This window comes from Kocuria dechangensis (assembly GCF_014636775.1).
Classification (GTDB): domain Bacteria; phylum Actinomycetota; class Actinomycetes; order Actinomycetales; family Micrococcaceae; genus Kocuria; species Kocuria dechangensis.
On the sequence record NZ_BMEQ01000001.1, the window covers coordinates 455,838 to 482,300 of the forward strand.

Genomic DNA, 26,463 nt, shown 5'->3' on the forward strand with positions numbered 1-26,463 from the left:
TCACGGGACGAGCAGGAGCTTCCCCTGGGCCGTGCGGCCCTCCAGCACCTCGTGCGCGCGCCGGGCCTCGGCCAGCGGGAACGTCTCGGCGACCCGGACGGTCAGCGAGCCGTCGAGCACGGCGTCGAAGAGCTCCCCCGAGCGCCAGCTCCGCTCCTCCTCGTCGAGCAGGTAGTCGTTGAGGGTGGGGCGGGTGACGTACAGGGACCCGTTCTGGGCCAGCCGCTGCAGGTCGAAGGGCGGCACCTGGCCGGAGGAGCCGCCGAAGAGGACGAGCGTCCCGCGCTTGCGCAGGGCCGTGAGGGACTCGTCGAAGGTGTCCTTGCCCACGGAGTCGTACACGACGTCCGCCCCGCGCCCGCCCGACAGCTCCCGGACGTGCTCGGCGAAGCCCTCGTACCCCACCAGGGCGAAGTCGGCGCCCAGCGAGCGCGCGGTCTCGGCCTTGTCCTGGGAGCCGACCAGGGCGATGACGGTCGCGCCCTGCCGCTTGAGCAGCTGGACCGCCAGGCCGCCGACCCCGCCCGCGCCGGCGGTGATCACGGCGACGTCGCCCTCCTTGACGGGGAAGGTGGAGCGGACCAGGTAGTGGGCCGTGAGCCCCTGCAGCGGGATCGCGGCCGCGGTCTCGTCGGGGATCCCGGCCGGCACGCGCAGGGCCTTCTCGGCGTCCACGAGGAACGTGTCGGCGTAGGTGCGGGAGGCCTGCGAGGTGGTGATCCGGTCGCCGGGGGAGAAGCCCTCCACCTCGGAGCCGACGGCCACGACGACGCCCATGCCCTCCGAGCCCGGGGTGAAGGGGTGCTCCACGGGGTAAACGCCCTCGCGCTGGTAGACCTCGATGAAGTTCACCCCGGCGGCGCGGGTCTCGACCAGCAGCTGGCGCGCTCCCGGCTCCGGGTCGGGGCGCTCGCCGAGGGTCAGCACCTCGGGGCCTCCGGCCTGCTCGACCATGACGCAACGGACCATGACGGGTACCTCCTGTGCTCGCGGGCGGGACTCGGGCCCATCGTAGGCACAGTCCCGCCCGCACGCCCGGGAGGCGCCCGGGCCCACGGGGCGGCGAGCCGGGCGAGGCCGCGCCCCCGGACCCGGTCCAGCGCCACGGTCCCGCTCCAGCGCCACGGTCCCGGCCGGCACGGCCGCCGCCGGACATGGTGCATAAATATTGATTGCTCTGCATAACTTTGAGCTAAAGTGGTGAGTATGACGTTCAGCGCAGCAGTTTCCGGTGCCTCCGGGTACGCCGGCGGAGAGGTCCTGCGGATCCTCGCCGGGCACCCGCAGATCGAGATCGGGGCGGTGGGGGCCCACTCCAACGCGGGCCAGCGGCTCGGGGAGCTCCAGCCGCACCTGCACTCCCTGGCCGACCGCGTGCTCGTGGACACCACGGTCGAGAACCTGGCCGGCCACGACGTCGTCTTCCTGGCCCTGCCGCACGGGGCCTCCGCGGAGATCGCGGCGCAGCTCCCGCCGGAGACCGTGGTGATCGACGCCGGCGCGGACCACCGCCTGGACTCCGCCGAGGCGTGGAACCAGTTCTACGGCTCCGAGCACGCCGGGACGTGGCCCTACGGCCTGCCCGAGCTCCTCGTGGACTCCTCGGGCACCCGCCAGCGCGAGCAGCTGCGGGGCGCCACGCGCATCGCCGTGCCCGGCTGCTACCCGACCAGCGCCCTGCTGGCCCTGGCTCCGGGCTTCGCCGCCGGGCTGCTCGAGCCGCAGGACGTGGTGATCGTCGCCGCGTCCGGGACCTCGGGCGCGGGCAAGGCCGTCAAGCCGCACCTGCTGGGCTCGGAGGTCATGGGCTCCATGTCCCCGTACGGCGTCGGCGGCGCCCACCGGCACACCCCGGAGATCGAGCAGGGCCTCGCGAAGGCGGCGGGGGAGCCCGTGCAGATCTCCTTCACCCCGACCCTGGCCCCCATGCCCCGCGGCATCCTCACGACCGCCACGGCGCGCGTCGCCGAGGGCGTCACCGCCGCGCAGCTGCGCGAGGCGTGGGAGCAGGCCTACGCGGCCGAGCAGTTCGTCACCGTCCTGCCCGAGGGGCAGTGGCCCGCCACGAAGTCGGTCGCCGGCTCCAACCACGCCCAGCTGCAGCTGGTCCTCGACCCGCACGCCGGCCGGGTGGTCGTCACCTGCGTGATCGACAACCTCGTCAAGGGCACCGCCGGCGGTGCCGTCCAGTCCCTGAACCTCGCCCTCGGCCTGCCGGAGGACACCGGCCTGCCCCTGCAAGGAGTCGCCCCGTGAGAACCTACCCGTCCCAGAACCCCGCCGGGACCCTGACGGTCGACACCGGCCGCGGCGTCACCGCGCCCCGCGGCTTCGTCGCCGGCGCCACCACCGCGGGCTTCAAGGCGTCGGGCACGCCCGACCTCGCCCTCGTGGCCAACGAGGGCCCCCACCACGCGGTGGCCGCGGTCTACACCACCAACCGCGTGAGCGCCGCCCCGGTCCAGTGGTCGAAGGCCACCACCGCCGACGGCCGGGCCGCCGCGGTGGTCCTCAACTCCGGCGGCGCCAACGCGTGCACCGGCCCCCAGGGGTTCCAGGCCGCGCACCGCACCGCGGAGCTCGTGGGCGAGGCCCTCGGCATCGGGGCGGGTGACGTGGTCGTGTGCTCCACCGGGCTGATCGGCGTCCAGCTGCCGATGGACGTCATGGAGCGCGGGATCCCCGCCGTGGTCCGGGCCCTGGCCGACGACGACGCCGCGGGCGCCGCCGCGGCGCAGGCGATCATGACCACGGACACCGTGGCCAAGCAGGCGTCCTACGTCCGCGACGGCTGGACCGTCGGCGGCATGGCCAAGGGCGCGGGCATGCTGGCTCCGGGCCTGGCCACGATGCTCGTGGTGCTGACCACCGACGCCGACATGTCCTCGGACGCCCTGCAGTGGGCGCTCGACGACGCCGTGAAGCTCACCTTCAACCGCACCGACTCCGACGGCTGCATGTCCACGAACGACACCGTGGTGCTGCTCGGCTCCGGGGCCTCCGGGATCAAGCCGGACGAGTTCGAGTTCAGCCAGGCGGTCACGGCGGTCTGCCACTCCCTGGCCCAGCAGCTCATCACGGACGCCGAGGGCGCCTCCCACGACATCGAGATCACCACGGTCAACGCCCAGACGGAGAAGCAGGCCGAGGACGTCAGCCGCACCGTGGCCCGCTCCAACCTCTTCAAGACCGCGATCTTCGGCAACGACCCCAACTGGGGGCGGGTGCTCTCCGCCGTCGGCACCACGGACGCCAGGTTCGACGCCGACAGGCTCGACGTCACCATCAACGGGGTCATGGTCTGCCGCAACGGCATGATCGGCGACCCCCGCGAGGGCGTGGACCTCGCCGCGGACCGGAAGGTGACCGTGCTCATCGACCTCAAGGCCGGTGACGCGGACGCCACCGTGTGGACCAACGACCTCACCCACGACTACGTCGAGGAGAACAGCGCGTACTCGAGCTGACCCCCGACCCGACCGACCGCCGCCCCCGCCCGGACGGCCCAGGAGAGCCATGCCCCACCCCAGTGACGCCACCCGTTTCGAGACCGCCCAGCTCAAGGCGGGCACCCTCATGGAGGCTCTGCCCTGGATCCAGCGTTTCGCCGGGTCCGTGATGGTCTTCAAGTACGGCGGCAACGCCATGGTCTCCGAGCCGCTGCGCCGGGCCTTCGCCGAGGACATGGTGTTCCTGCGCCACGTGGGCATCAGGCCCGTCGTCGTGCACGGCGGCGGCCCGCAGATCACCAGCATGCTGGGGCGCCTCGGCATCGGCTCCGAGTTCCGCGGCGGGCTGCGCGTCACCTCCAAGGAGGCCATCGACGCGATCCGCATGGTGCTCACCGGCCAGGTCCAGCGCGAGCTCGTGCACCTGCTCAACGCCACGGGCCCCTACGCCGTGGGCCTCTCCGGCGAGGACGCCTCCCTGTTCAACGCCGTCCGCACGGGGACGGTGGTCGACGGGGTCGAGGTGGACCTCGGCTGGGTGGGGGAGGTCGTCTCGGTCAACGCGGAGCCGATCACCCAGCTCATGGACGCCGGCCGCATCCCCGTCATCTCCTCCGTGGCCCCGGAGGTCGACGAGCACGGGCGGATCACCGGGGAGATCCTCAACGTCAACGCGGACACCGCCGCCGCGGAGGTCGCGGTGGCCCTGGGCGCCGAGAAGTTCGTGGCCCTCACCGACGTCGAGGGGCTCTACGCGAACTGGCCGGACAAGGACTCCCTCATCTCCTCGCTCACGGCCTCCGAGCTGCGCGAGATGCTCCCGCGGCTGGAGTCCGGGATGATCCCGAAGATGACCGCCGCCCTGCGCGCCGTCGAGGGCGGCGTGCGCCGCGCGTCCGTGGTGGACGGGCGCAGTGCGCACACCTGCCTGCTCGAGATCTTCACCGACACCGGCATCGGCACTCAGCTCACCCCCGACGACGACGGAGCCTCCTCATGACCGACACCACGCACAGCGCACCGACGGGCACCACCGGGGACCGGCCGGCGCAGGCCGACCTGCTGGAGGAGTACTCCGAGTCCCTGCTCGGCGTCTTCGGCAGCCCCTCGCTCGTGCTCACCCACGGCCGGGGCGCCGTGGTCACCGACGCCGACGGCAAGGACTACCTCGACCTCCTCGCCGGCATCGCCGTCAACGCCCTGGGCCATGCGCACCCCCGCTGGGTCGAGGCCGTGAGCCGCCAGCTGGCCACCCTGGGGCACATCTCCAACTTCTTCACCTCGCCCCAGCAGATCGCGCTCGCCGAGAAGCTGCTGGCGCTCGCGGGCGCACCCGACGGCTCCCACGTGTTCTTCGCGAACTCCGGCACCGAGGCCAACGAGGCCGCGTTCAAGCTCGCCCGCCGCAACGGCCACGAGCGCCCCGGCCCCGACGGGACGCCGCGCACCACAGTCCTGGCGCTGGAGTCCGCCTTCCACGGCCGCACCATGGGCGCGCTCGCCCTGACCGCCAAGGAGGCCTACCGCACCCCGTTCGAGCCGCTGCCCGCCGGGGTCCGGCACATCCCCGCCACGCTGGAGGCCCTCGAGGAGCACCTCGACGGCACGGTGGCGGCCCTGGTGGTGGAGCCGGTGCAGGGCGAGGCCGGGGTGCACGCCCTGCCCGAGGGCTTCCTGCGCCGGGCCCGGCAGCTGACCCGCGAGCACGGCGCCCTGCTGGTCGTCGACGAGGTGCAGACCGGCATGGGCCGCACCGGCCGCTGGTTCGCCTCCGCGGCCGAGCTCAGCGGGGACGACCTGCCCGACGCCATCACCCTGGCCAAGGGCCTGGGCGGCGGCTTCCCCGTCGGCGCCATGCTCACCGTCGGCGCGGAGGTCTCCGGGCTGCTCACCGCGGGCCAGCACGGCACGACCTTCGGCGGCAACCCGCCCGCCACCGCGGCCGGGCTCGCCACCATCGCCGTGATCGAGGAGGAGGGCCTGCTCCAGCACGCGAGCACCGTGGGCGCCGTCCTCGCGGACGGGCTGCGCGGCACCGCGGGCGTCGGCGAGGTGCGCCAGCACGGGCTGCTGATCGGCGCCGACCTCGCCGTGCCCGAGGGGGCGGGCGCCCCGTTCGGGCCCGCCGTCGTCGACGCCGCCCGCGCGGCCGGCTTCATCGTCAACGCGACCGGTCCCGCCACCCTCCGCCTCGCCCCGCCGCTGATCCTGACCGAGGAGCAGGCCCGCCGCTTCGTCGACGCCCTGCCCCAGATCCTGGCCTCCGCCACCGCCGCCGTCGCCCCGGCCGGCGCGACCGCACCGAAAGAAGCGTGATCCCCCCGATGCCCCGCCACTTCCTCGTCGACACCGACCTCTCCCAGCAGGAGCAGGCCGAGGTGCTCGAGCTCGCCGTCGCCCTCAAGGCCGACCGCTGGGCGCACCGCCCGTACGCCGGCCCGCAGACCGTCGCCGTGGTCTTCGACAAGACCTCGACCCGCACCCGCGTCTCCTTCGCCACGGGCGTCGCCGACCTCGGCGGCAACCCGCTGGTGATCAACCCGGGGGAGTCGCAGCTCGGCAAGGAGAGCGTCTCGGACACCACCCGGGTGCTCTCGCGCATGGTCTCGACGATCGTGTGGCGCACCTACGCCCAGTCGGGCCTCGAGGAGATGGCCGCCGCCTCCGCGGTGCCGGTCGTCAACGGGCTCTCCGACGACTACCACCCGTGCCAGATCCTCGCCGACCTGCTGACCGTGCGGGAGCACCGGGGGGACCCGGCGGGGCTGACCTTCACGTACCTCGGGGACGCCGCCAACAACATGGCCAACTCCTACCTGCTCGGCGGGGTCACCGCGGGCATGCACGTGCGCGTGGCCGGGCCGGAGGGCTACCTGCCGGACCCGGCGGTCGTGCGCGCCGCCGAGGAGCGCGCCGCGCTGACCGGCGGGTCCGTGCTCGTGACCACCGACCCGGACGAGGCGCTGGCCGGGACGGACGTCGTGTGCACCGACACGTGGGTGTCGATGGGCCAGGAGGCCGAGAAGAAGGCCCGCGCCGAGATCTTCCGGCCCTACGCCGTGGACGCCGCCGCCATGGCCAAGGCCGATCCCTCAGCCCTGTTCCTGCACTGCCTCCCCGCCTTCCGGGGCTCCGAGGTGACCGCGGAGGTCATCGACGGCCCGCAGTCGGTCGTGTGGGACGAGGCCGAGAACCGGCTGCACGCCCAGAAGGCCCTTCTGGTCTGGCTCATGGCGCGCTCCGGCCGCTACAACCTGGCCGCGGCCGGGGCGGGCGCCGGGTCATGAGCATCCCCGCCACGAAGACCGCCCGGCAGGCGCGGATCGTGGCTCTCGTGACCGGCGGCGCGATCCACTCCCAGGCGGAGCTGGCCGAGCGGCTGGCCGAGGACGGCGTCCAGGTCACCCAGGCGACCCTCTCCCGCGACCTCGTGGAGCTCGGCGCCGTCCGCGTCCGGGACGTCTCCGGGGCCCTCGTGTACGCGGTGCCGCAGGCGGGGGCCGACCGGTCCCCGGCGTCCGGGATCACCCAGGAGGCGCTCGACGCGCGCCTGGGCAGCCTCTGCCGGGAGCTGCTCGTGACGGCCGAGGCCAGCGCCAACCTCGTGGTGCTGCGCACGCCCCCCGGGGCCGCCCAGTACTTCGCCTCCGCCATCGACGCGTCGGTCATCCCGGCCGTGCTGGGCACCATCGCCGGGGACGACACCATCATGGTCGTGTGCCGGCGGCCGGACGGCGGGGACGCCGTGGCCCGGAGGTTCCTCGAGCTCGCCGAGTGAGCCCCGGGCGGGCGGCGCCGCGGGGAACCGGCGGCGGGGACTAGCGGGCGGCGTACTCCTCCAGGACGGGGACCAGGTCCTCGCGCTCGAAGACCTTCGCGAAGTCGGCCGCGGAGTGGGCGCCGGCCGTCTGCGACGCCCCGGCCTCCAGCAGGCGGCGCACGATCCCCTCGTGGCCGCGGAACACCGCGCTCATCAGGGCGGTCTGCCCGTTGTCATTGACCCGGTCGGCGTCCGCGCCGGCCTCCAGCAGGGCGGCGACCGTGTCCTCGTGCTGGTGGTAGGCGGCGAGGATGAGCAGCGTGTCGCCCTTGCCGTTGGTGAGGTTCACCGGGACGCCTGCGCGCAGGGCCGGCAGCAGGTTCTCGGTGTCGCCCTCGCGGGCCATGTCGAACAGGGACAGCACGTACGCCATCTCCTCCTCGGTCAGCTGCGGTGCGCCGCCGTCCTGGGGCTGCTGGGGGTTCTCGCTCACGGGTGCTGTCCTTCTCGGTCGGTGTGACGGTCGGTCCGGCGGTGGGTGACCGGTCCTGAACGGCAGTGTATCGGGGCGGGCGCCCCGCCTGACGGCCCCAGGTAGCCGGGTCTTGACGTCGCAGTAACCCCCTGGCACGCTCGTGTGACACAGCTCACTGCTCAGCACGTCGTGCCGGTGCCCGCGCACCGGGGATCCGGAGTTCCCCCATGACCAACCTCGCCACCCTGCTCACAGCGTCCGCCGCGGCCCGTCCCGACGCCCGGGCCGTGGTGCTGGACGACGCCGTCCTCGGCTACGGGGCGCTCGACGACCTCTCGGCGCGCGCGGCCTCGATGCTGGTCTCGGCCGGAGTGGTCCCGGGGGACCGGGTCGCGATGATCCTGCCCAACGTGCCGCACATGCCGATCGCCTACTACGGCATCCTGCGCATGGGCGGCGTCGTCGTCCCCCTCAACCCGCTGCTGACCCCCCGGGAGCTCGCCTACCACTTCGAGGACGCGGAGGTCTCCGTCGTGCTCGTGTGGGAGGCCGTGGCCGGGGCCACGCGGGAGGCCGTCGCGGGGCTGGGCCGGCAGCTCCCCGTGGTGGAGATCTCGGCCGCGGGCACCCTGCAGACCCTGGCCCAGGTCCCGCCGCTGCCCGAGGTGCTGGACCAGGCCGACGACGACCCCGCCGTCCTGCTCTACACCTCCGGCACCACCGGCCGGCCCAAGGGCGCCGTGCTGACCCACCACAACCTGCTCAGCAACGCTCAGCTGTCCGCGGAGCTGTTCTCGCTCGGGCCCGGCGACGTCATGTTCGGCGGCCTGCCGTTCTTCCACGTCTTCGGCCAGACGGTCGCCCTCAACGGGGTCGTCTGCGCGGGCGCCACCGTCACCCTGCTGCCGCGCTTCGACCCGGCCAGGGCGCTCGAGATCCTCGCCAGGGACGAGGTGACGGTCTTCGCCGGCGTGCCCAGCATGTACATCGCGCTGCTGCACGCGGCGGGGGACGGGCCGGTCGACCTGCCCAGGCTGCGGGCCGGCGTCTCGGGCGGCGCGGCGCTGCCGGTCGAGATCCTCGAGCGCTTCGAGAAGGTCTTCGGGGCGCCGATCTACGAGGGCTACGGGCTCTCGGAGACCTCCCCCGTGGTGTGCTTCAACCAGCAGGGGCAGGCCCGCAAGCCCGGCTCCATCGGAACCGCCGTGCGCGGGGCGCGCCTGAAGGTCGTGGACGACCAGGACCGTGAGGTGCCCGTCGGGGAGGTGGGGGAGCTGGTGGTCGCCGGCGAGTACGTCATGGCCGGCTACTGGCGCAATCCCGAGGCCACCGCGGCCGCCGTCCGGGACGGCTGGTTCCACACCGGGGACCTCGCCCGCGTCGACGAGGACGGCTTCTACTACATCGTCGACCGCAAGAAGGACATGGTCCTGCGCGGGGGCTACAACGTCTACCCGCGCGAGGTCGAGGAGGTCATCTACCAGTTCCCGGGCATCGCGGAGGCCGCGGTGGTCGGCGTGCCCGACGAGGAGATGGGCGAGGAGGTCGCCGCCGTCGTCGCCTTCCGCGACGTCCCGGCGGACGGCGCGACCGGGAAGCTCGGCGAGCTCGACGCCTTCGTGCGCGAGCGCGTCGCGCTGTACAAGCAGCCCCGCTGGTACAAGGTCGTCGACGAGCTGCCCAAGGGCCCCACGGGCAAGATCCTCAAGCGCTCCCTGGACCTCACCGGGGCCCAGCGCCGCTCCTGACCGCCCCGGGCGGCGGCGACCTCCCGGGCACAGTCCCCGATCGATCCCGGGACTCCTGGACGGTCCCGGGGGAGGGGCCAGGCGCCGTGCCTCTTCCAGGCCGTCACGGATGCTCCGCGGTGCGCTGGAGCAGGCTCGTGAGCCGCAGCGGCATCTCCTCGAGCAGTGAGATCGAGGTGCTGGTCCGCAGCACCCCCGGTGTCTCGAGCATGAGGTTGGTGATCCGGTGCAGATCCGTCGTGTCCCGGGCCACCACCCGCAGCCGCAGGTCGGAGTCGCCGGTGGTGGAGAACATCTCGATGATCTCCGGGATCCTCCGCAGGGCCGCCCGCGCCTCCTCGCTGTTGCCCTGGCGGATGGACAGCTCGACGAACGCGGTGAGGTCGTAGCCCAGGGCACGGGGGTCCACCCGGCGGCTGTGCGGCCCCAGCACCTCGCCGTCGTCGAGGCGCCGCAGCCGCGCGTGCACGGTGTTGCGGGCGACCCCGAGGGTCTGGGCCAGGGCCACGATGGTCGCCGACGGGTCGCGGTCCAGCGCCAGGAGGATCCGTGCGTCGAGAGAGTCGATCCGGTACATGGTGGTCATTCTGGCACGCATTCAATCCAGCAGTGAGCATCTGTCGCAGTAGAAAAAGAAAGTGTTGCGCATCACATCCGCCGGGTCGCAGGATCGTCCCCATGCGTCACGGCCCGATGACGGCACCTCGACCTCCTGTGGATCGGTGCGGCACCCGGGGCCGAGCACAGCGAGAAAGGATCACTCATGACCATCAGCCCTGCACCCGCCCGCCCGGAGGGCCGTTCCCACGACGGCGCCGAACCCGTCCTGCGCGAGGTGGTCTCACAGCTGCCCGGCTACGTGGCCGGCCGCCGGGCCTCGGGCGCCCTCACCGCGGCCCTGGCCTCCAACGAGAGCCACTTCGAGCCGCTGCCCGGGGTCCTGGACGGGGTCCGGCGGGCCGCCGGCCGGATGAACCGCTATCCGGACATGGCCGCGACCGCGCTGCGGGAGCGGATCGCCGGCTTTCTCGGGGCGGACACGGAGGAGGTGGCCGTCGGCCCCGGCAGCGTCGGTGTGCTCCAGCAGATCCTCGCGGCCACGTGCGGCCCCGGCGACGAGGTCGTCCTCGCCTGGCGCTCCTTCGAGGCCTATCCCATCCTCGTGAGCCTCACCGGCGCCACCGCCGTGCCCGTGCCGCTGGCAGCCGACCAGGGCCACGACCTGGACGCCATGCTCGCGGCGATCACGGACCGGACCCGCGTGGTGCTGGTCTGCTCCCCGAACAACCCCACGGGCGTGGCCGTGGACCACGAGTCCCTGGCGCGCTTCGTCGCCGGGGTGCCCGCGCACGTGCTGATCGTGATCGACGAGGCCTACGTCGAGTACGTCGACGACGCCGCGGATCCCGACGCCCTGCGGCTGTTCCGCGCCCACGGCAACGTGTGCGTGCTGCGCACGTTCTCCAAGGCCTACGGGCTGGCAGGCCTGCGCGTCGGCTATGCCGTGGCCCACGCGGGACTGGCCGAGGGCCTGCGCCGGGTGGCCCTCCCCTTCGGCGTCAGCGCCCTCGCCCAGCAGGCCGCGATCGACTCCCTGGACGCCGCGGAGCAGCTGCGCGAGCGTGTGGCGGTGGTGACCGCCGAGCGCCGCCGGGTCACCGCCGCGCTGCGGCGCTCCGGGTGGGAACCGACCGACAGCCAGGCGAACTTCGTGTGGCTGCGCGCCGGCGACGAGCTGCGGGCGGCCCTGGTGGAGGCCTTCGACCGCGCCGACGTGCTGGTGCGCGCCTACGCGGGGGACGGGGTGCGGATCACCCTGGCCGACCCGCTCACGAACGACCGGGTCCTGGCGGTGCTGGAGGACCGTTCGGCCTTCCCCGCCGCCTGACCACCGCCCCCTTCGCACGCCCCCTGCACGCTCTGCCGAGAGGATTCCCGACATGACCACGAACGCCCCGGAAGCGACCGCTGGACCGCTGCCCCCGACCACCGTCACCGCTACCGTGTCCACGGCGGTGGCGGAGGTGATCGCTGCCCGCGCCGATCACCTGTTCGGGCTGATGGGCAACGGCAACGCCCACCTGATCAGCCACCTCACCTCCGCCGGCTTCGGCTTCACCTCCGCCCGGCACGAGGCCGCCACGGTGGCCATGGCCGATGCCTACCACCGGGCCACCGGCAAGGTCGGGGCGGCGACCACGACCTACGGGGCGGGGTTCACCAACACGTACACCGCCCTGGCCGAGGCCCGCCTGGCCCGCATCCCGCTCGTGCTCGTCGTCGGGGACGCCCCCACCACGGGGGCCCGACCCTTCGACATCGACCAGACCGGCGCCGCCGCCGCCGTGGGGGTCACCACCCTGGTCGCGACCTCGGCCAACGCGGCGGCGATCACCCACCGGGCCTTCGACCTCGCCGCCCGCACCGTGCAGCCGGTGGTGCTGGCGATCCCCTACGATCTGGCCACCGCCCCCCTCACCGCGCCGGTGGCACTGGAGCCGCTGGCGGCCAAGCCCACCTGGTCGGCCGCCCCCGAGGAGCTGGACCGGATCGCCGGGATCCTGCGCGCGGCAGAACGCCCGCTGATCCTGGCCGGGCGCGGGGTGGTCCTGGCCGGGGCGGCGGCCCCGCTGCGCGAGCTCGGGGACCGGCTGGGGGCGCTGTTCATGACCTCGGTGATGGCCGTGGGCGTGGTGGACTCCGCCTGGGACCTGGGGGTGGCCGGGGGCTTCACCCGCGACCACCGCCTGGAGCTGGCGCGCACCGCCGACGTGGTGCTGGTGGCCGGGGCCTCGCTCAACGCCTTCCAGTCCCGCTACGGGACCCTCTTCGGCCCCGGCACCCGGGTGATCCGCATCGACAACGAGCCCGCCGACCGGATGGCCCACCCGGCCGTCACCGACTACCTGCGCGCCGACCTGGCCCCGGCCCTTCAAGGGCTCACGGCCCGGGTGGCGGCCGCCGAGGCGACCACCACCTGGCGGGCGGCCGCGCCCGAGGTCGCCTCCGAGGTCTTCCGCTCGGCGGCCCCGGTGGAGGACCCGGCCGAGTTCGGCCCCGACGGGCGGCTCAACCCCCGCGCCGTCGTCGCCGCCCTGGAGGAGATCCTCCCGCAGGAGCGGTCGGTGGTCATGGACGGGGGGCACTTCATCGGCTGGGCACCGATGTACCTGTCGGTGCCGGATCCGCAGGCCATGGTGCTGGTGGGCACCGCGTTCCAGTCCATCGGCCTGGGCTTCGGCTCCGCGGCCGGAGTCTCCGTCGCCCGTCCGGAGCGCACCACGGTGCTCGTCACCGGCGACGGCGGCGGACTCATGGGCCTGGCCGATCTCGAGACGTTCGTCCGCGCCACCAGGCGCGGGGTGGTGGTGGTGCTCAACGACTCCGCCTACGGGGCGGAGCTGCACCAGTACGCCTCCCAGGGCCTGGACCCCACCGCGATGCTCATCGACGAGGTCGACTTCGCCGCGATCGGCCGGGCGATGGGCGCGGCCGGGGCGAAGGCCCGCACCCTGGCCGGGCTGAGCGCGCTCACCGAGTGGCTGGCCACCCACCAGGAGGGCGTGTTCGTCCTGGACGTGGCCATCTCCCAGAAGATCGTCGCCGAGTTCATGACCGCCTCCCTCACCGCCGGCAAGAAGCTGTAGCCCGGCCCGCCTCTCCGCGGGCCGGGCGGGCCGGCCACCGGACCGTGCGTGCTGCCGCCGCCGGTGCCACTCGTGCCGGCGCGATGCCCGGATCCCCGCACCCGGCATCGCACATCCATCTCTCCTGACATCTCTGCTGACACCTCTACGGAAAGTGCACAACCCCTTGGAACCCCGAACAGCCATTGCGTCCCCTCCGGAAGCAACCGTCGATCCCAGTCCTCTGGAGAACGCCCGACGCCAGCTCAGTTCTGCCATCACCGCTCTGGGCTACGACCAGGACCTCCACCGGGTGCTGGCCACCGCCCGTCGTGAGCTCACCGTCTCCGTCCCCCTGCGCCGCGACGACGGACGCACGGAGCTGTTCACCGGCTACCGTGTCCAGCACGACTTCGCGCGCGGTCCCGCCAAGGGCGGACTCCGGTTCAGCCCCGGCGTGAACCTGGACGAGGTGCGCGCACTGGCCATGTGGATGACCTGGAAGTGCGCGCTGCTCGACGTCCCCTACGGGGGAGCCAAAGGCGGTGTGACCATCGATCCCCGCAACTACTCGCAGCGGGAACTGGAGCGGGTCACCCGCCGCTACACCAGCGAGATCCTGCCGATCATCGGCCCGGAGAAGGACATTCCTGCTCCCGACATCGGCACCGACGAGCAGAACATGGCCTGGATGATGGACACCTATTCCGTCAATGCCGGGTACACGATCCCCGGGGTCGTCACGGGCAAGCCCGTCCACATCGGTGGCTCTCTGGGCCGGGCGAGCGCCACCTCCAAGGGCGTGGTCTTCATCGCTCTGGCCGCGCTGCGCCAGGCCGGGACGGATCCGGCCCGCAGCAGCGCTGCGGTCCAGGGCTTCGGGAAGGTGGGGTCCGGGGCGGCAGCCTTCCTCGCCGAGGCCGGAGTGCGGGTCGTCGCGGTGAGCGATCAGTACGGCGCCGTCCACGATCCCAGCGGCTTGGACATCCCCGGCCTGCAGGACCACGTCCGCCGGACGGGCAGCGTCGCCGGATGGCCGCAGGCGGAGCCCATGGACCCTGACTGCTTGCTGGAGCTGGACGTGGACCTGCTGGTGCCGGCCGCCGTGGAAGGGGTGCTCACCGAGCACAACGCCCCGCGCGTGCGGGCCCGCCTCGTCGTGGAGGGTGCCAACGGGCCCACCACTGCCGCCGCGGACGAGGTGCTGGCCGCACGAGGCATCACGGTCGTCCCCGACATCCTGGCCAATGCCGGCGGCGTCGTCGTCTCCTACTTCGAGTGGGTGCAGGCCAACCAGGCCTACTGGTGGACCGCGGCCGAGATCGACGAGCGGCTGGAGCGACGGATGCTCACCGCCTGGCAGAACCTGCTGGAGGTCTCCACGGCCCGCGGTCTCACGCTGCGCGAGGCCGCCACGGTCACCGCCGTCGAACGCGTGGCCCAGGCCCATCTCACCCGCGGCCTCTACCCCTGAGTCCCGCCCTCAGCCCCCGCCGATCCGGCGAGGGCATCTCCGCGGCAGCGCAACGGCCGCAACCCCTGGACCCCGCCTGGCGGCCGATGCCGCAGTGCACCCGAAAGGAAGGCCACATGCCTACCCACCACGACCTCCTGTCCGCAGAGCCCGGCCTCGGCGCCGACCACGAGGGGGGCGCCGCCGGACTCCGGCAGGACCCGGCGAGCGCACCTCTGCCGCACCGGCAGGCCTCGCCCGGCGGCGGGGCGGCAGACGCCGCCCACATGAGACCTCGGCACCTTGTGATGATGGCGCTGGGCTCGGCCATCGGCACCGGCCTGTTCGTCGGCACGGGCTCCGCGATCGCCCTGGCCGGCCCCGCGGTCCTGGTCTCATTCCTGGTCGCGTGCGTGATCCTCGTGCTGGTCATGCGCGCCATGGGTGAGATGGCCGCGGCCCAGCCCGCCCGGGGGGCGTTCTCCCTCTACGCCGAGCAGGCCATGGGCCGCACCGCGGGGCAGACCCTGGGCTGGCTGTGGTGGGTGCAGCTGGTCATCGTCATCGCCGCCGAGGCCACCGCGGCCGCCCAGATCCTGCACGAGCTCTGGCCGACCGTGCCCCAGTGGACCATGGCGCTGGCCTTCATGACCCTGTTCACCGCCCTGAACCTCATCAGCGTCAAGGCCCTCGGGGAGTCCGAGTTCTGGTTCGCGCTGCTGAAGGTCGGCGCTGTCGTGGTCTTCCTCCTCCTCGGCGCCGCCCTGCTCCTGGGCCTGCTGCCCGTCGCCTCACCGGGCCTGGGGAACCTCACCGGGCACGGCGGTTTCATGCCCAACGGCGTCACCGGCGTGGCTGCGGCGCTCCTGGTGGTGGTCTTCGCCTTCGGCGGCACCGAGCTCGTGACCGTGGCCGCCGCCGAGACCCAGGACCCGCAGCGCAACATCATCCGGGCGATCCGGACCATCGTGGTCCGTCTGCTCGTCTTCTACGTGGGCTCGGTGACCCTGATGGTGCTGATCCTGCCGTGGAACGACCAGGGGCTGTCCTCCAGCCCGTTCGTGGCCGTGCTCACCGAGGTCGGACTGCCGGGCGCCCAGGCGGTCATGGCCGTCGTCATCGCCGTGGCCCTGCTCTCGGCGCTGAACGCCAATCTCTACGGCGCCTCCCGCATGCTCCAGTCCCTCTCCTCCCGCGGCTCCGCACCGCGACGGTTCTCGCGGCTGAGCGCCCAGGGCGTGCCGCGTGCCGCGGTCCTGGCCTCGGTGCTCTTCGGCTTCGTGACCGTGGGCCTGAACTACCTGTGGCCCGAAGCGCTGCTCGGGTTCCTGCTCAACACCATCGGCTCCACCGTGCTGGTGGTGTGGACGCTGTCCCTGATCTCGCAGATCATCCTGCGCCGCCGCGCCGACCGCGCGGGCCAGGAGCTGCCCTTCCGGATGTGGGCCTTCCCGTACCTGTCCTACCTGGCCCTGGCCCTGATCGGGGTGATCTTCCTGCTCGGCCTCTCCGACCCGGTGGTCCGCTCCCAGCTGGGCCTGACCGCCGGACTCGTGGCCGCCATCGCCGTACTGTGCAAGGTGCTGAGCCCCCGCACCAGCCCGGCCGCGGAGTCGCTGGGCTGACTTCTCCCAGCGGATCGCGCCCCCGCCCCGGGGGCTGACCGCCGCACCGGGACCGGACCACGACAGGGGAAGGGGCCGGCGGCTGCTGCCGCCGGCCCCTTCCTGGTGCCACGTCCGGAGGTCCGTCACGGGGTCATGACCGCGTCACGACCCCGTGGGGACCCCGCGGGGAGGAGCGCCCGCGGGCGCGCCTCCCCGGTCGGGGTCAGTTCGACATCATCGCGGGGCTCTGCTGCGGCTCGCGCTCGACGACGACGCGCTCGGTGGGGACGCAGTGGGTCATGGTCAGACCCTCGACGTCGCGCGGGCCGTTGTTGCCGAGGTTGGCCACGCGCTGCAGCTCGTCCTCGGAGAGGCGCTGGGTGGGCAGCGGGCCCAGGTCGCGCACGTCCTCGAGGGAGACGCCGATGCCGTCGCCCACGCGCCGGCCCATCTCGTCCTCGATCATGTAGAAGTGCCAGACCATGCGCTCCTGGATGGGGCGGTCGCACTGGGACAGGGCGCCGACCAGGTTGGCGATCAGCTCCTCCTTCTCCCAGTCCTCCTGCAGCTGGTAGCGCTCGCCGGCCTGCTTGTAGTCGTTGGTCCGCTCGATCCGCTCCTGGGTCAGGCGCCCGGAGATCTCAGGGCCCACGGCCGCGTGGTAGCTCTCGTCCTTCGGCGTCTCCTGGACGCCGCCGGTGATGGACGGCTCGTAGTTCACGTGCGGGTTCTGGCCCGGCGCGTGGTCCACGTGGTAGGCCATCTGGCCGTCGCGCTGGTTGGTGGCGACCTTGGCCTTCGGCGAGTTGACCGGAAGCTGCAGGTAGTTCGGGCCCACGCGGTACCGCTGGGTGTCCGAGTAGGAGAAGGTGCGGCCCACGAGCATCTTGTCGTCGGAGAAGTCCAGGCCGTCCACCAGCACGCCGGTGCCGAAGGCGATCTGCTCGTTCTCCGCGAAGAAGTTCTCCGGGTTGCGGTTGAGCACCATCCGGCCCACCGGCTTCGGCGGGAAGAGCTCCTCCGGCCACACCTTGGTGTCGTCCAGCGGGTCGAAGTCCAGCTCGGGGTGGTCGTGGTCCTCCATGACCTGGACCTGCAGCTCCCACTCGGGGTAGTCGCCGGCCTCGATGGCGTCGTAGAGGTCCTTGGTGTGCGATCCCAGGGTGCTCGCCTGAATGTTCGCGGCGTCCTCGGAGGTCAGGGACTTGACGCCCTGCTTCGGGATCCAGTGGTACTTCACGAGCACGGGCTCGCCCTGCGCGTTGACCCACTTGTAGGTGTTCACGCCGAAGCCCTGCTGGTGGCGGTAGTCCGCCGGGATGCCGCGCGGGGAGAACAGGATCGTGATCATGTGCATCGCCTCGGGCGACTGGCTCCAGAAGTCGAAGGCGCGGTTGGCGACGCCGGCCTCGAAGTTCACGGGGTCCGGCTTCTGGGAGTGGATGAAGTCCGGGAACTTGATGGCGTCGCGGATGAAGAAGACGCCCAGGTTGTTGCCCACCAGGTCCCAGTTGCCGTCCTCCGTGTAGAACTTCACGGCGAAGCCGCGGGGGTCGCGGGCGACCTCGGAGGAGTCGCGGCCGCCGGCCACGGTGGAGAAGCGCACGGCGACGTCGGTGCGCTTGCCGGCCTCCTGGAACAGCTTGGCGCGGGTGAACTTCGCGATGGGCTCGTCGCCGTACGCGCCGTAGGCCTCGAAGTAGCCGAACGCGGTGGTGCCGCGGGCGTGGACCACGCGCTCGGGGATGCGCTCGCGGTCGAAGTGGCTCATCTTCTCGAGGAACGCGTAGTTCTCCAGGGTCGCCGGGCCGCGGGAGCCGATGGTGCGGGTGTTCTGGTTGTCGTGGACGGGGTGGCCCTGACGGGTGGTCAGGGTCTGGCTGGGAACGTGCGTCATGGGGTTCCTCTCGGGTCGGGAGCGGGTGGGAGGACCGGCCGGGGCCCGAGCCCGGCCGTCCTGGGTGAGGTCGACTGCAAAGACCGCACCCAGGGGCCAGTATGTCGGAAGCAGCGGGCTATTGCTAGTGATTCATAATTGAGCCGCGGAATCGTCTCCGCTCTCCGCAATGGCGGGCGAGGCTCCCACCCCATGCATAAATACAACGCGCCGTGTATAGTCATGCACAGAAGCGGGGTCCGTCCACGGTGCCCGCGATCCCGAGCAGCACTGACCACTACTGAAGGAGAACACCGTGACCGAGCGCGTTGTGCTGGCCTACTCCGGAGGTCTCGACACCTCCGTGGCCATCGGCTGGATCGGCGAGGCGACCGGGGCCGAGGTCATCGCCGTGGCCGTCGACGTCGGACAGGGCGGCGAGGACCTGGAGACCATCCGCCAGCGTGCCCTCGACTGCGGCGCCGTCGAGGCCTACGTGGCCGACGCCCGCGACGAGTTCGCGGCCGAGTACTGCATGCCGGCCCTCCAGGCCAACGCCCTGTACATGGACGCGTACCCGGTGGTCTCCGCGCTGTCCCGTCCGGTGATCGTCAAGCACCTCGTGGCCGCCGCCAAGCGGTTCGGCGCCTCCACCGTGGCCCACGGCTGCACCGGCAAGGGCAACGACCAGGTCCGCTTCGAGGTCGGCATCCAGACCCTCGGCCCCGAGCTCAAGTGCATCGCCCCGGTCCGCGACCTCGCGCTGACCCGCGACAAGGCCATCAACTACGCCGAGAAGCACAACCTGCCGATCGTCACCACCAAGAAGAACCCCTTCTCGATCGACCAGAACGTGTGGGGCCGCGCCGTCGAGACCGGGTTCCTCGAGGACATCTGGAACGCCCCGACCAAGGACGTCTACGACTACACGGACGACCCCACGTTCCCCCCGCCCGCCGACGAGGTCGTCATCGCCTTCAAGGGCGGCATCCCCGTGGCCATCGACGGCCACCCCGTCACCCCGCTGCAGGCCATCCAGGAGATGAACCGCCGCGCCGGCGCCCAGGGCGTGGGCCGGATCGACATCGTGGAGGACCGGCTCGTGGGCATCAAGTCCCGCGAGGTGTACGAGGCGCCGGGCGCCATGGCCCTGATCGCCGCCCACAAGGAGCTCGAGAACGTCACCATCGAGCGCGAGCAGGCCCGCTTCAAGCGGATGGCCACCCAGCGCTGGACCGAGCTGGTCTACGACGGCCAGTGGTTCTCCCCGCTGAAGAACTCCCTGGACGCCTTCATCCAGGACACCCAGAAGTACGTCGACGGCGAGATCCGCATGACCCTGCACGCCGGCCTGGCGACCGTCACCGGCCGCCGCTCGGACACCTCGCTGTACGACTTCAACCTGGCGACCTACGACGAGGGCGACGCCTTCGACCAGTCCCAGGCCCGCGGGTTCATCGAGCTGTTCGGCATGTCCTCGAAGGTCGCAGCCTCCCGCGACCAGCGGATCGCGGCCCAGGGCCAGTAGACCGCGAGCACGTAGGCTCGTCCCAGCAGGAACGGGCACGACGACGGAGGGCCCCATCCCGGCGGTGGGGCCCTCCGTCCACGCCCGGCAGACCGAACAAGGAGAGACATGGCGCAGCAGGACAAGCACGGAACCAACGAGGGCGCGCTCTGGGGCGGACGCTTCGCGGGCGGGCCCGCCGACGCCCTCGCGGCGCTGAGCAGATCGACGCACTTCGACTGGCGCCTGGCCCCCTATGACATCGCGGGCTCCCGCGCCCACGCCCGCGTGCTGCGCACCGCCGGGCTGCTCACCGACGACGAGCTCGAGGGCATGATCGCGGCCCTCGACCGCCTCGAGGCGGACGTCCGCTCCGGCGCCTACGCGCCGGCCCCCTCCGACGAGGACGTCCACGGCTCCCTCGAGAAGGGCCTCATCGAGCGGGCCGGGCCCGAGCTCGGCGGCAAGCTGCGCGCCGGGCGCTCCCGCAACGATCAGATCGCCACCCTCGGCCGGATGTACCTGCGCGACCACGCCGGGATCATCGCCCGCAACGTGCTCGACGTCTTGCAGGCCCTGCTCGACCAGGCGAAGGCCCACCCCGAGGCCCCCATGCCCGGGCGCACGCACCTCCAGCACGCCCAGCCGGTGCTGCTGTCCCACCACCTGCTCGCCCACGCGTGGGCGATGCTGCGGGACGTCCAGCGCCTCGTCGACTGGGACGCCCGCGCGGCGGTCTCGCCCTACGGCTCCGGCGCGCTCGCCGGGTCCTCCCTGGGGCTGGACCCCGCCGCGGTCGCCGCGGAGCTGGGCTTCGACTCCGCCGTGCACAACTCCATCGACGGCACGGCCTCCCGCGACGTCTACGCCGAGTTCTCGTGGGTCACCGCGATGATCGCCGTGGACATGTCCCGGATCTCCGAGGAGATCACCACGTGGGCCACCAAGGAGTTCTCGTTCGTCACCCTCGACGACGCCTTCTCCACCGGGTCCTCGATCATGCCGCAGAAGAAGAACCCCGACATCGCGGAGCTCGCCCGCGGCAAGGCCGGCCGGCTCATCGGCGACCTCACCGGGCTGCTGGCCACTCTCAAGGGCCTGCCGCTGGCGTACAACCGGGACCTCCAGGAGGACAAGGAGCCCGTCTTCGACGCCATCGACCAGCTCGAGGTGCTGCTGCCCGCCGTGGCCGGGATGATCGCGACGCTGACGTTCAACACCGAGCGCATGGCCGAGCTCGCCCCGCAGGGCTTCGCCCTCGCCACGGACGTCGCCGAGTGGCTCGTGCGCCAGGGCGTGCCCTTCCGGGACGCCCACGAGATCGCCGGCGACGCCGTGCGGGTGTGCGAGCAGCGCGGGATCGAGCTGTGGGACCTCTCCGACGAGGACTTCGCCGCGATCTCCGACCGGCTCACCCCCGGCGTGCGCGAGGTGCTCACCGTCGAGGGCTCGCTGGCCTCCCGCAGCGCCCAGGGCGGCACCGCGCCGTCGGCGGTGGCGGCCCAGATCACGGAGCTCGAGCGGCAGCTCGGCGAGGTCGAGGAGTTCTCGCGGCGCGCGCCGATCGTGGCGGGATGAGCCTGACCGACCCCGGCGCGGGCCGGCGGCTGCTCGCGGTGCTGTCCCTGCCCGCGCCCCAGGCCGCGCCGCGGCTGCTCGGCGGGCTGTTCGGCCACCGCACCGCCGAGGGCGTCGTGACGCTGCGGATCACGGAGCTCGAGGCGTACGGCGGGCCGGCCGGCTCCGACCTGCCGGACCCCGGCGCCCACACGTACCGGGGCCGCACCGCCCGAAACGCGTCCATGTTCGGCCCGCCCGGCCACGTCTACGTGTACTTCACGTACGGCATGCACCACGCCGTGAACCTCGTGTGCCGGCCCGAGGGCCACGCCGGCGGCGTCCTGGTCCGCGCCGGGGAGGTCGTCGAGGGGATCGAGCTCGCCCGTGCCCGCCGCGCGGTCGGGCGCGCCACCCCCGTGCCGGACGCCGCGCTGGCGCGGGGCCCCGGCAACCTGGCCAAGGCACTGGGCACCGGGCTGGGCCACGACGGGGCCCCGCTCGCCGCGGGGGAGGACCCGGCGGGGGACGGCTTCTTCCTCGTCCCGCCCCCGGAGGACGCCCGGCCCCGGACCGCCTCCGGTCCGCGCACGGGGGTGTCCGGGGCGGGAGGGACGGACGCCTTCCCGTGGCGGTGGTGGATCCCCGGCGAGCCCTCCGTCTCCCCGTACCGCGCCGCCGCCCCGCGCCGCCGGTGAACTTCTCGCCGGGGGCAGGCCGATAGCATGTCCAGCGTGACTGAATCCGTTGAGCAGATGATCGAGCGCCTGTGCGTGAAGATCCCCGACTACCCGGAGCCGGGGGTCCTCTTCCGCGACCTGACGCCGCTGTTCGCGGACGCCGACGGCTTCCGGCGCATGACCGACATCCTGGTCGACGCCTTCAGGGGCCAGTTCGACTACGTGGCGGGCATCGAGGCCCGCGGCTTCCTCATGGCCGGCGCCGTGGCCTACGCCTCGGGCGTGGGGCTGATCCCCGTGCGCAAGGCCGGGAAGCTGCCGCGCGAGACCTTCCGCGAGGAGTACGTCCTGGAGTACGGCTCGGCCGTGCTGGAGATCCACACCGACGACGTCCCGCGCGGGGCGCGGGTGCTCGTCCTGGACGACATCCTGGCCACCGGCGGCACCCTGGGCGCCACCGCCAAGCTGCTGCACCAGGCGGGCCTGCACGTGGCCGGCTTCGGCCTCGTCATGGAGCTCACCGAGCTGCGCGGGCGGTCCCAGCTCGGCGGGCACCGCGTGCGCGCCCTGTACCGGGTCTGAGGCGACCGACCCACCCCCTGTGAATCCCCCCCCCCGTGACCTTCCCGGCCCCCCTGTTACGGACCGCGCGGTAACGTCACCGTCCGTCGAGCCGGGGCCGGTAGACTCGTTGGTCTGTTCGATCCGGAACGAGGTGTCCATCCATGGCAGAAACCGTCGCCACCATGGCGGCCGAGCAACTGGCTGTCGAGCGCGCGTACGTGGCCAAGCTGTACGACCGGCTCGACGAGCTGCGGGCCGAGAAGACCGAGGAGCTGGCGGCCGTGCAGCGCAGCGAGTCCGCGGGCAGCCACCAGAGCCGCTCCGAGCGGGACGCGTTCGCCTCCCACTACGAGGACCGGCTCGCCCAGCTCAACGCCGTGGACCACCGCCTGGTCTTCGGCCGGCTGGACACCCATGACGGCGACCGCCGGTACGTGGGGCGGATCGGGCTGGCCACCGAGGACCACCAGCGGCTGATGGTCGACTGGCGCGCCCGCGAGGCCGGCGCGTTCTACCAGGCCACCGCGCAGAACCCGATGGGCATCCGCCGGCGCCGCCACCTCATCCTCGAGGGCCGCGAGGTCACCGCGCTCGAGGACGACGTGCTCGACCCGGACATGCTCGCCGAGGACGGCGTCCTGCACGGCGAGGGAGCGCTGCTGGCGGCGCTGAACCAGAAGCGCACCGGGCGCATGTCCGACATCGTGGCGACCATCCAGGCCGAGCAGGACCGGATCATCCGCGCGCCCCTCCCGGGCGTGCGGGTGGTGCAGGGCGGTCCCGGCACCGGCAAGACCGCGGTGGCGCTGCACCGTGCCGCGTACCTGCTCTACGAGCACCGGGAGCGGCTGCGCAAGGCGGGAGTGCTCATCGTCGGCCCGTCGTCGTCGTTCATGTGGTACATCGAGCGCGTGCTGCCCGCGCTCGGGGAGACGGGCGTCGTCATGTCCTCGCTCGCCGAGCTGTTCCCGGGGGTCGTCGCCGCGCCCGAGCGCGACGCGCAGGTGGCCCGCCTGAAGTCCGGCCTCGACATGGTCGACGTCGTGGCCAAGGCCGTCAAGGACCGGCAGAAGCTGCCGGACCGGGACCAGGTGCTGCGCGTGGACTCCCACCGCGTCACGCTGACCCGCCGGATCGTCAAGCGGGCCCGGGACAAGGCGCGCGCCACCGGCAAGCCGCACAACGAGGCCCGCAACACCTTCGTGAAGATCGCCCTGCGGGAGCTCACCGAGCAGCTGGGGGAGCACCTCAACACCACCAGCGGCAACGTCATGGACCGCTCCTACCTCGCCGAGGACATCCGGCAGGCCCGCGACGTGCGGGTCGCCCTCAACCTCGCCTGGATGCCGCTGTCGCCGCAGACCCTGATCGCGCAGCTGTTCAGCAAGCGGCACTACCTGGAGTCCGCCGCCCCGCACCTGAGCCCCGCGCAGGTCGACGCGCTGCTGCGACCGGCGGACGCCCCCTTCACCGTGGCCGACGTGCCCCTGCTGGACGAGGCCGCCGAGCTGCTCGGCGACCTCGACGAGGCCGGCGTGCGGGTGCGCGCCGACGCGGACCGGGAGCGCCGCAAGTCCCTGGACAACGCCGAGCACGCCATCGAGAACATGCACCAGAGCCTGGAGGACGTCGGCGTCGACGGCGTCGTGACCGCCGCCCAGCTCACGGACTTCAACGCCGTGGCCCCGCACCGGATGACGGCGGCCGAGGCTGCGACCGCCGACCGCACGTGGGCCTACGGGCACGTCGTGGTCGACGAGGCGCAGGAGCTCTCGCCCATGCAGTGGCGCGTGCTCATGCGCCGGTGCCCCATGAAGTCCTTCACCGTGGTCGGGGACATCGCCCAGGCCGGCTCCGCCACGGCCGCCCTCAGCTGGGGGGACGCGCTGGCGCCGTTCGTGGGGGAGCGGTTCGTCCTCGACGAGCTGACCGTCAACTACCGCACCCCCGCGGCCATCGCCGAGGCGGCGGTGGAGGTGGCCCGGGCCGCAGGGCTGGCCATCTCCGCCCCGCGGGCGGTGCGCGACGGCGAGCCGCCGATCGTCGTCAGGGTCGACGACGCCGGTGTGGTCGGGACGGCCGTCGAGCAGGTCCGCGCCGAGCTCGAGGTCGTCAACGGCGGGCTCGTGGCGGTCATCGTGGCCGAGGACCGGGTCCAGGAGGTGGGCACCGCCCTCGCCCGGGCGCTGCCCGGGAAGGTGGGCGCGGGCGTGCGCCGGCTCGACCGACAGGTCGTGGTGCTCTCGGCCTGGGACGCGAAGGGCCTCGAGTTCGACTCCGTGGTCGTCGTGGAGCCGCAGGCGCTGGTGGAGGAGACCGGCGGCGGGGTCGGCAACCTCTACGTGGCCATGACCCGTCCCACCCAGCGGCTGCGCGTCGTCGCGGCGCGGCAGCTGCCCGCCGGCCTCGACCGGTTCTGAGGCGGGAACTCCCGCCGCCCCGGGGCGCGGACGGTGGCACCGTCCGCGCCCTGGTACCTTGGAGGTCGTGCCGAACACGACTGATCTGACCCAACAGCACAACGACCCCTCCTTCGCCAACGTCTGGCAGGAACTGCAGTGGCGGGGGCTGGTGCACGTGTCGACCGACGAGGCCGCCCTGGAGCGGGCGCTGTCGGAGGAGAAGGTCACCTATTACTGCGGGTTCGATCCCACCGCGGCGTCCCTGCACCTGGGCCACCTCGTCCAGCTGCTGCTGATGCGCCGCCTCCAGCTGGCCGGCCACCGCCCCATCGGTCTGGTGGGCGGGTCCACCGGACTGATCGGCGATCCCCGCCAGACCTCCGAGCGCGTGCTCAACTCCAAGGAGACCGTCGCGCAGTGGGTCGAGCTGCTGCGGGCCCAGGTCGAGCGGTTCCTCTCCTTCGAGGGCGAGAACCCGGCCGTCATGGTCAACAACCTGGACTGGACGTCCCAGCTCTCCGCGATCGACTTCCTGCGCGACATCGGCAAGCACTTCCGGGTGGGCACGATGATCAAGAAGGAGATCGTGGCCAAGCGCCTGAACTCCGAGGAGGGCATCTCCTACACGGAGTTCAGCTACCAGATCCTCCAGGGCCTGGACTACCTCAACCTCTACCGCGACCACGGCTGCACGCTGCAGACCGGCGGCTCCGACCAGTGGGGCAACCTCACCTCGGGCACGGACCTGGTCCGCAAGGTCGAGGGCGCCTCCGTCCACGCGATCGGCACCCCGCTGATCACCAACTCCGACGGCACCAAGTTCGGCAAGTCCGAGGGCAACGCCGTGTGGCTGGACCCGGAGCTCACCTCGCCGTACGCCTTCTACCAGTTCTGGCTCAACACCGCCGACGCCGACGTCGTCGACCGGCTCAAGGTCTTCACCTTCCTCACCCGCGAGGAGATCGAGGAGTTGGCCCGCCGCACCGCGGAGGAGCCGTACAAGCGGGAGGCCCAGAAGGTCCTGGCCCACGAGGTCAACTCCCTGGTGCACGGGGTCGAGGCCACCGAGAAGGCCATCGCCGCCTCCGCCGCGGTCTTCGGGCGAGGCGAGCTGACCGACCTGGACGCCGGCACCCTCGACGCCGTCGCGGCCGAGCTGCCCACCGCCCGCGTCGGGACCGGCACCCACCAGGTCGCCGACCTGCTGGTCGCCACCGGTCTGGCCGAGTCCCGGTCCGCCGCCCGGCGCACCCTCAAGGAGGGCGGCGCCTACCTGAACAACCAGAAGGTCGCCGGTGAGGACGCCGAGCTCGACGCCGGCCAGCTCCTCCACGGCCGCTACGCCCTGCTGCGCCGGGGCAAGAAGCACCTCGCGGCGGTGGTCGTCGGCGGATGATCCGCCGGGCATCCAGCCCCGCACCCCCCTCCCGGATCCGCATTTGCGGGCTCCAGGAGGGGGGTGTAATGTTTCACGAGTCGTCAGGCAGGGCCCGCGAGGCCCGCGGACGGCGACCCCGCAAAGATCAGCACGGCGTTCCGCCGTGCCTAGTTCATGCGGGAGCGACCATCCGGTCGGTCCGATCCCGGGGCAACGTCAAGTTGACACGCCGAGGACGGGCTGCGTAGGATGATCGAGCTGTCCAAGATGGGGAACGAAATTCCCGGGTCGAGGAGCAGCTGACAAGAATTTCAACACGGTTTCTGGTGCGTGGGTGCCGGTTGCCGGTCTGTTGTTTGAGAACTCAATAGTGTGCCATGT

The 26,463-nt window shown here is 72.5% G+C and carries 21 protein-coding genes; 17 read left to right on the forward strand and 4 right to left on the reverse strand.

The window, feature by feature from the left end:
* Positions 1–969, reverse strand: a complete 969-nt coding sequence (locus IEW07_RS02080) for a quinone oxidoreductase family protein (RefSeq protein ID WP_188534145.1) — start codon at positions 967–969, stop codon at positions 1–3.
* A gap of 237 nt (positions 970–1,206) precedes the next feature.
* Here IEW07_RS02080 and argC point away from each other — a divergent pair, with 237 nt between their 5' ends.
* Genes argC through IEW07_RS02110 form a run of 6 tightly spaced genes read left to right on the forward strand, consistent with a single transcriptional unit; the run spans position 1,207 to position 7,227 of the window.
* On the forward strand, positions 1,207–2,256 hold the full coding sequence (gene argC, locus IEW07_RS02085) for an N-acetyl-gamma-glutamyl-phosphate reductase (protein WP_188534146.1): 1,050 nt from the start codon (positions 1,207–1,209) through the stop codon (positions 2,254–2,256).
* On the forward strand, positions 2,253–3,467 hold the full coding sequence (gene argJ / locus IEW07_RS02090) for a bifunctional glutamate N-acetyltransferase/amino-acid acetyltransferase ArgJ (RefSeq protein ID WP_188534147.1): 1,215 nt from the start codon (positions 2,253–2,255) through the stop codon (positions 3,465–3,467). Before argC ends, argJ begins: the two co-directional genes overlap by 4 nt.
* A gap of 49 nt (positions 3,468–3,516) precedes the next feature.
* Positions 3,517–4,449 carry an acetylglutamate kinase gene (argB, locus tag IEW07_RS02095; protein ID WP_188534148.1) on the forward strand — a complete coding sequence of 311 codons (933 nt, stop codon included), beginning with the start codon at positions 3,517–3,519 and terminating at the stop codon, positions 4,447–4,449.
* Complete coding sequence (locus IEW07_RS02100) at positions 4,446–5,765, forward strand: acetylornithine transaminase (RefSeq protein WP_188534149.1); 1,320 nt, start codon at positions 4,446–4,448, stop codon at positions 5,763–5,765. The genes argB and IEW07_RS02100 overlap by 4 nt, the downstream gene beginning before the upstream one ends.
* Before the next feature lie 8 nt (positions 5,766–5,773).
* The gene (gene argF / locus IEW07_RS02105; protein WP_188534209.1) at positions 5,774–6,736 is read left to right on the forward strand and encodes an ornithine carbamoyltransferase; all 963 of its coding nucleotides are present in this window, start codon (positions 5,774–5,776) and stop codon (positions 6,734–6,736) included.
* Entirely contained in the window at positions 6,733–7,227 is a 495-nt protein-coding gene (locus tag IEW07_RS02110) for an arginine repressor (RefSeq protein ID WP_188534150.1), read from the forward strand. The genes argF and IEW07_RS02110 overlap by 4 nt, the downstream gene beginning before the upstream one ends.
* A gap of 40 nt (positions 7,228–7,267) precedes the next feature.
* On the opposite strand, the gene IEW07_RS02115 is transcribed toward IEW07_RS02110, so the two are convergent.
* Positions 7,268–7,702: an ankyrin repeat domain-containing protein gene (locus IEW07_RS02115; RefSeq protein WP_229741492.1), complete on the reverse strand. Its 435-nt coding sequence runs from the start codon at positions 7,700–7,702 to the stop codon at positions 7,268–7,270.
* A gap of 209 nt (positions 7,703–7,911) precedes the next feature.
* Here IEW07_RS02115 and IEW07_RS02120 point away from each other — a divergent pair, with 209 nt between their 5' ends.
* Entirely contained in the window at positions 7,912–9,432 is a 1,521-nt protein-coding gene (locus IEW07_RS02120) for a long-chain-fatty-acid--CoA ligase (protein ID WP_188534151.1), read from the forward strand.
* 103 nt (positions 9,433–9,535) lie between these two features.
* Here IEW07_RS02120 and IEW07_RS02125 read toward each other — a convergent pair whose 3' ends face one another.
* Positions 9,536–10,018, reverse strand: a complete 483-nt coding sequence (locus tag IEW07_RS02125) for an Lrp/AsnC family transcriptional regulator (RefSeq protein ID WP_188534152.1) — start codon at positions 10,016–10,018, stop codon at positions 9,536–9,538.
* A 177-nt stretch (positions 10,019–10,195) separates the two neighbouring features.
* Between IEW07_RS02125 and IEW07_RS02130 the strand changes: the two genes are divergently transcribed.
* The 4 genes from IEW07_RS02130 (at position 10,196) to IEW07_RS02145 (ending at position 16,136) form a co-directional block, all read left to right on the forward strand.
* Positions 10,196–11,320 (forward strand): histidinol-phosphate transaminase, encoded by a 1,125-nt coding sequence (locus IEW07_RS02130; RefSeq protein ID WP_188534153.1) that lies wholly within the window; start codon positions 10,196–10,198, stop codon positions 11,318–11,320.
* A 52-nt stretch (positions 11,321–11,372) separates the two neighbouring features.
* Positions 11,373–13,079 carry a thiamine pyrophosphate-binding protein gene (locus tag IEW07_RS02135; protein ID WP_188534154.1) on the forward strand — a complete coding sequence of 569 codons (1,707 nt, stop codon included), beginning with the start codon at positions 11,373–11,375 and terminating at the stop codon, positions 13,077–13,079.
* A gap of 166 nt (positions 13,080–13,245) precedes the next feature.
* Positions 13,246–14,532 carry a Glu/Leu/Phe/Val family dehydrogenase gene (locus tag IEW07_RS02140; RefSeq protein ID WP_188534155.1) on the forward strand — a complete coding sequence of 429 codons (1,287 nt, stop codon included), beginning with the start codon at positions 13,246–13,248 and terminating at the stop codon, positions 14,530–14,532.
* A gap of 116 nt (positions 14,533–14,648) precedes the next feature.
* The gene (locus tag IEW07_RS02145) at positions 14,649–16,136 is read left to right on the forward strand and encodes an amino acid permease (RefSeq protein ID WP_308738207.1); all 1,488 of its coding nucleotides are present in this window, start codon (positions 14,649–14,651) and stop codon (positions 16,134–16,136) included.
* Positions 16,137–16,341: 205 nt separating this feature from the next.
* Here IEW07_RS02145 and IEW07_RS02150 read toward each other — a convergent pair whose 3' ends face one another.
* A complete protein-coding gene (locus IEW07_RS02150) occupies positions 16,342–18,015 on the reverse strand; it encodes a catalase (RefSeq protein ID WP_188534156.1) in 1,674 nt (557 codons plus the stop codon).
* Positions 18,016–18,310: 295 nt separating this feature from the next.
* Here IEW07_RS02150 and IEW07_RS02155 point away from each other — a divergent pair, with 295 nt between their 5' ends.
* The 6 genes from IEW07_RS02155 to tyrS all read left to right on the forward strand — a co-directional run bounded on the left by IEW07_RS02155 (position 18,311) and on the right by tyrS (position 26,100).
* Positions 18,311–19,522 carry an argininosuccinate synthase gene (locus IEW07_RS02155; protein WP_188534157.1) on the forward strand — a complete coding sequence of 404 codons (1,212 nt, stop codon included), beginning with the start codon at positions 18,311–18,313 and terminating at the stop codon, positions 19,520–19,522.
* 108 nt (positions 19,523–19,630) lie between these two features.
* On the forward strand, positions 19,631–21,079 hold the full coding sequence (argH, locus tag IEW07_RS02160) for an argininosuccinate lyase (RefSeq protein WP_188534158.1): 1,449 nt from the start codon (positions 19,631–19,633) through the stop codon (positions 21,077–21,079).
* Complete coding sequence (locus IEW07_RS02165) at positions 21,076–21,756, forward strand: DNA-3-methyladenine glycosylase (RefSeq protein ID WP_188534159.1); 681 nt, start codon at positions 21,076–21,078, stop codon at positions 21,754–21,756. Before argH ends, IEW07_RS02165 begins: the two co-directional genes overlap by 4 nt.
* Before the next feature lie 27 nt (positions 21,757–21,783).
* Positions 21,784–22,320, forward strand: coding sequence for an adenine phosphoribosyltransferase (locus tag IEW07_RS02170; protein WP_229741493.1), 537 nt, complete (start codon positions 21,784–21,786; stop codon positions 22,318–22,320).
* Between the two features lie 143 nt (positions 22,321–22,463).
* On the forward strand, positions 22,464–24,722 hold the full coding sequence (locus IEW07_RS02175; RefSeq protein ID WP_188534160.1) for a HelD family protein: 2,259 nt from the start codon (positions 22,464–22,466) through the stop codon (positions 24,720–24,722).
* A gap of 67 nt (positions 24,723–24,789) precedes the next feature.
* Positions 24,790–26,100, forward strand: a complete 1,311-nt coding sequence (gene tyrS / locus IEW07_RS02180; protein WP_188534161.1) for a tyrosine--tRNA ligase — start codon at positions 24,790–24,792, stop codon at positions 26,098–26,100.
* Positions 26,101–26,463 lie beyond the last annotated feature (363 nt).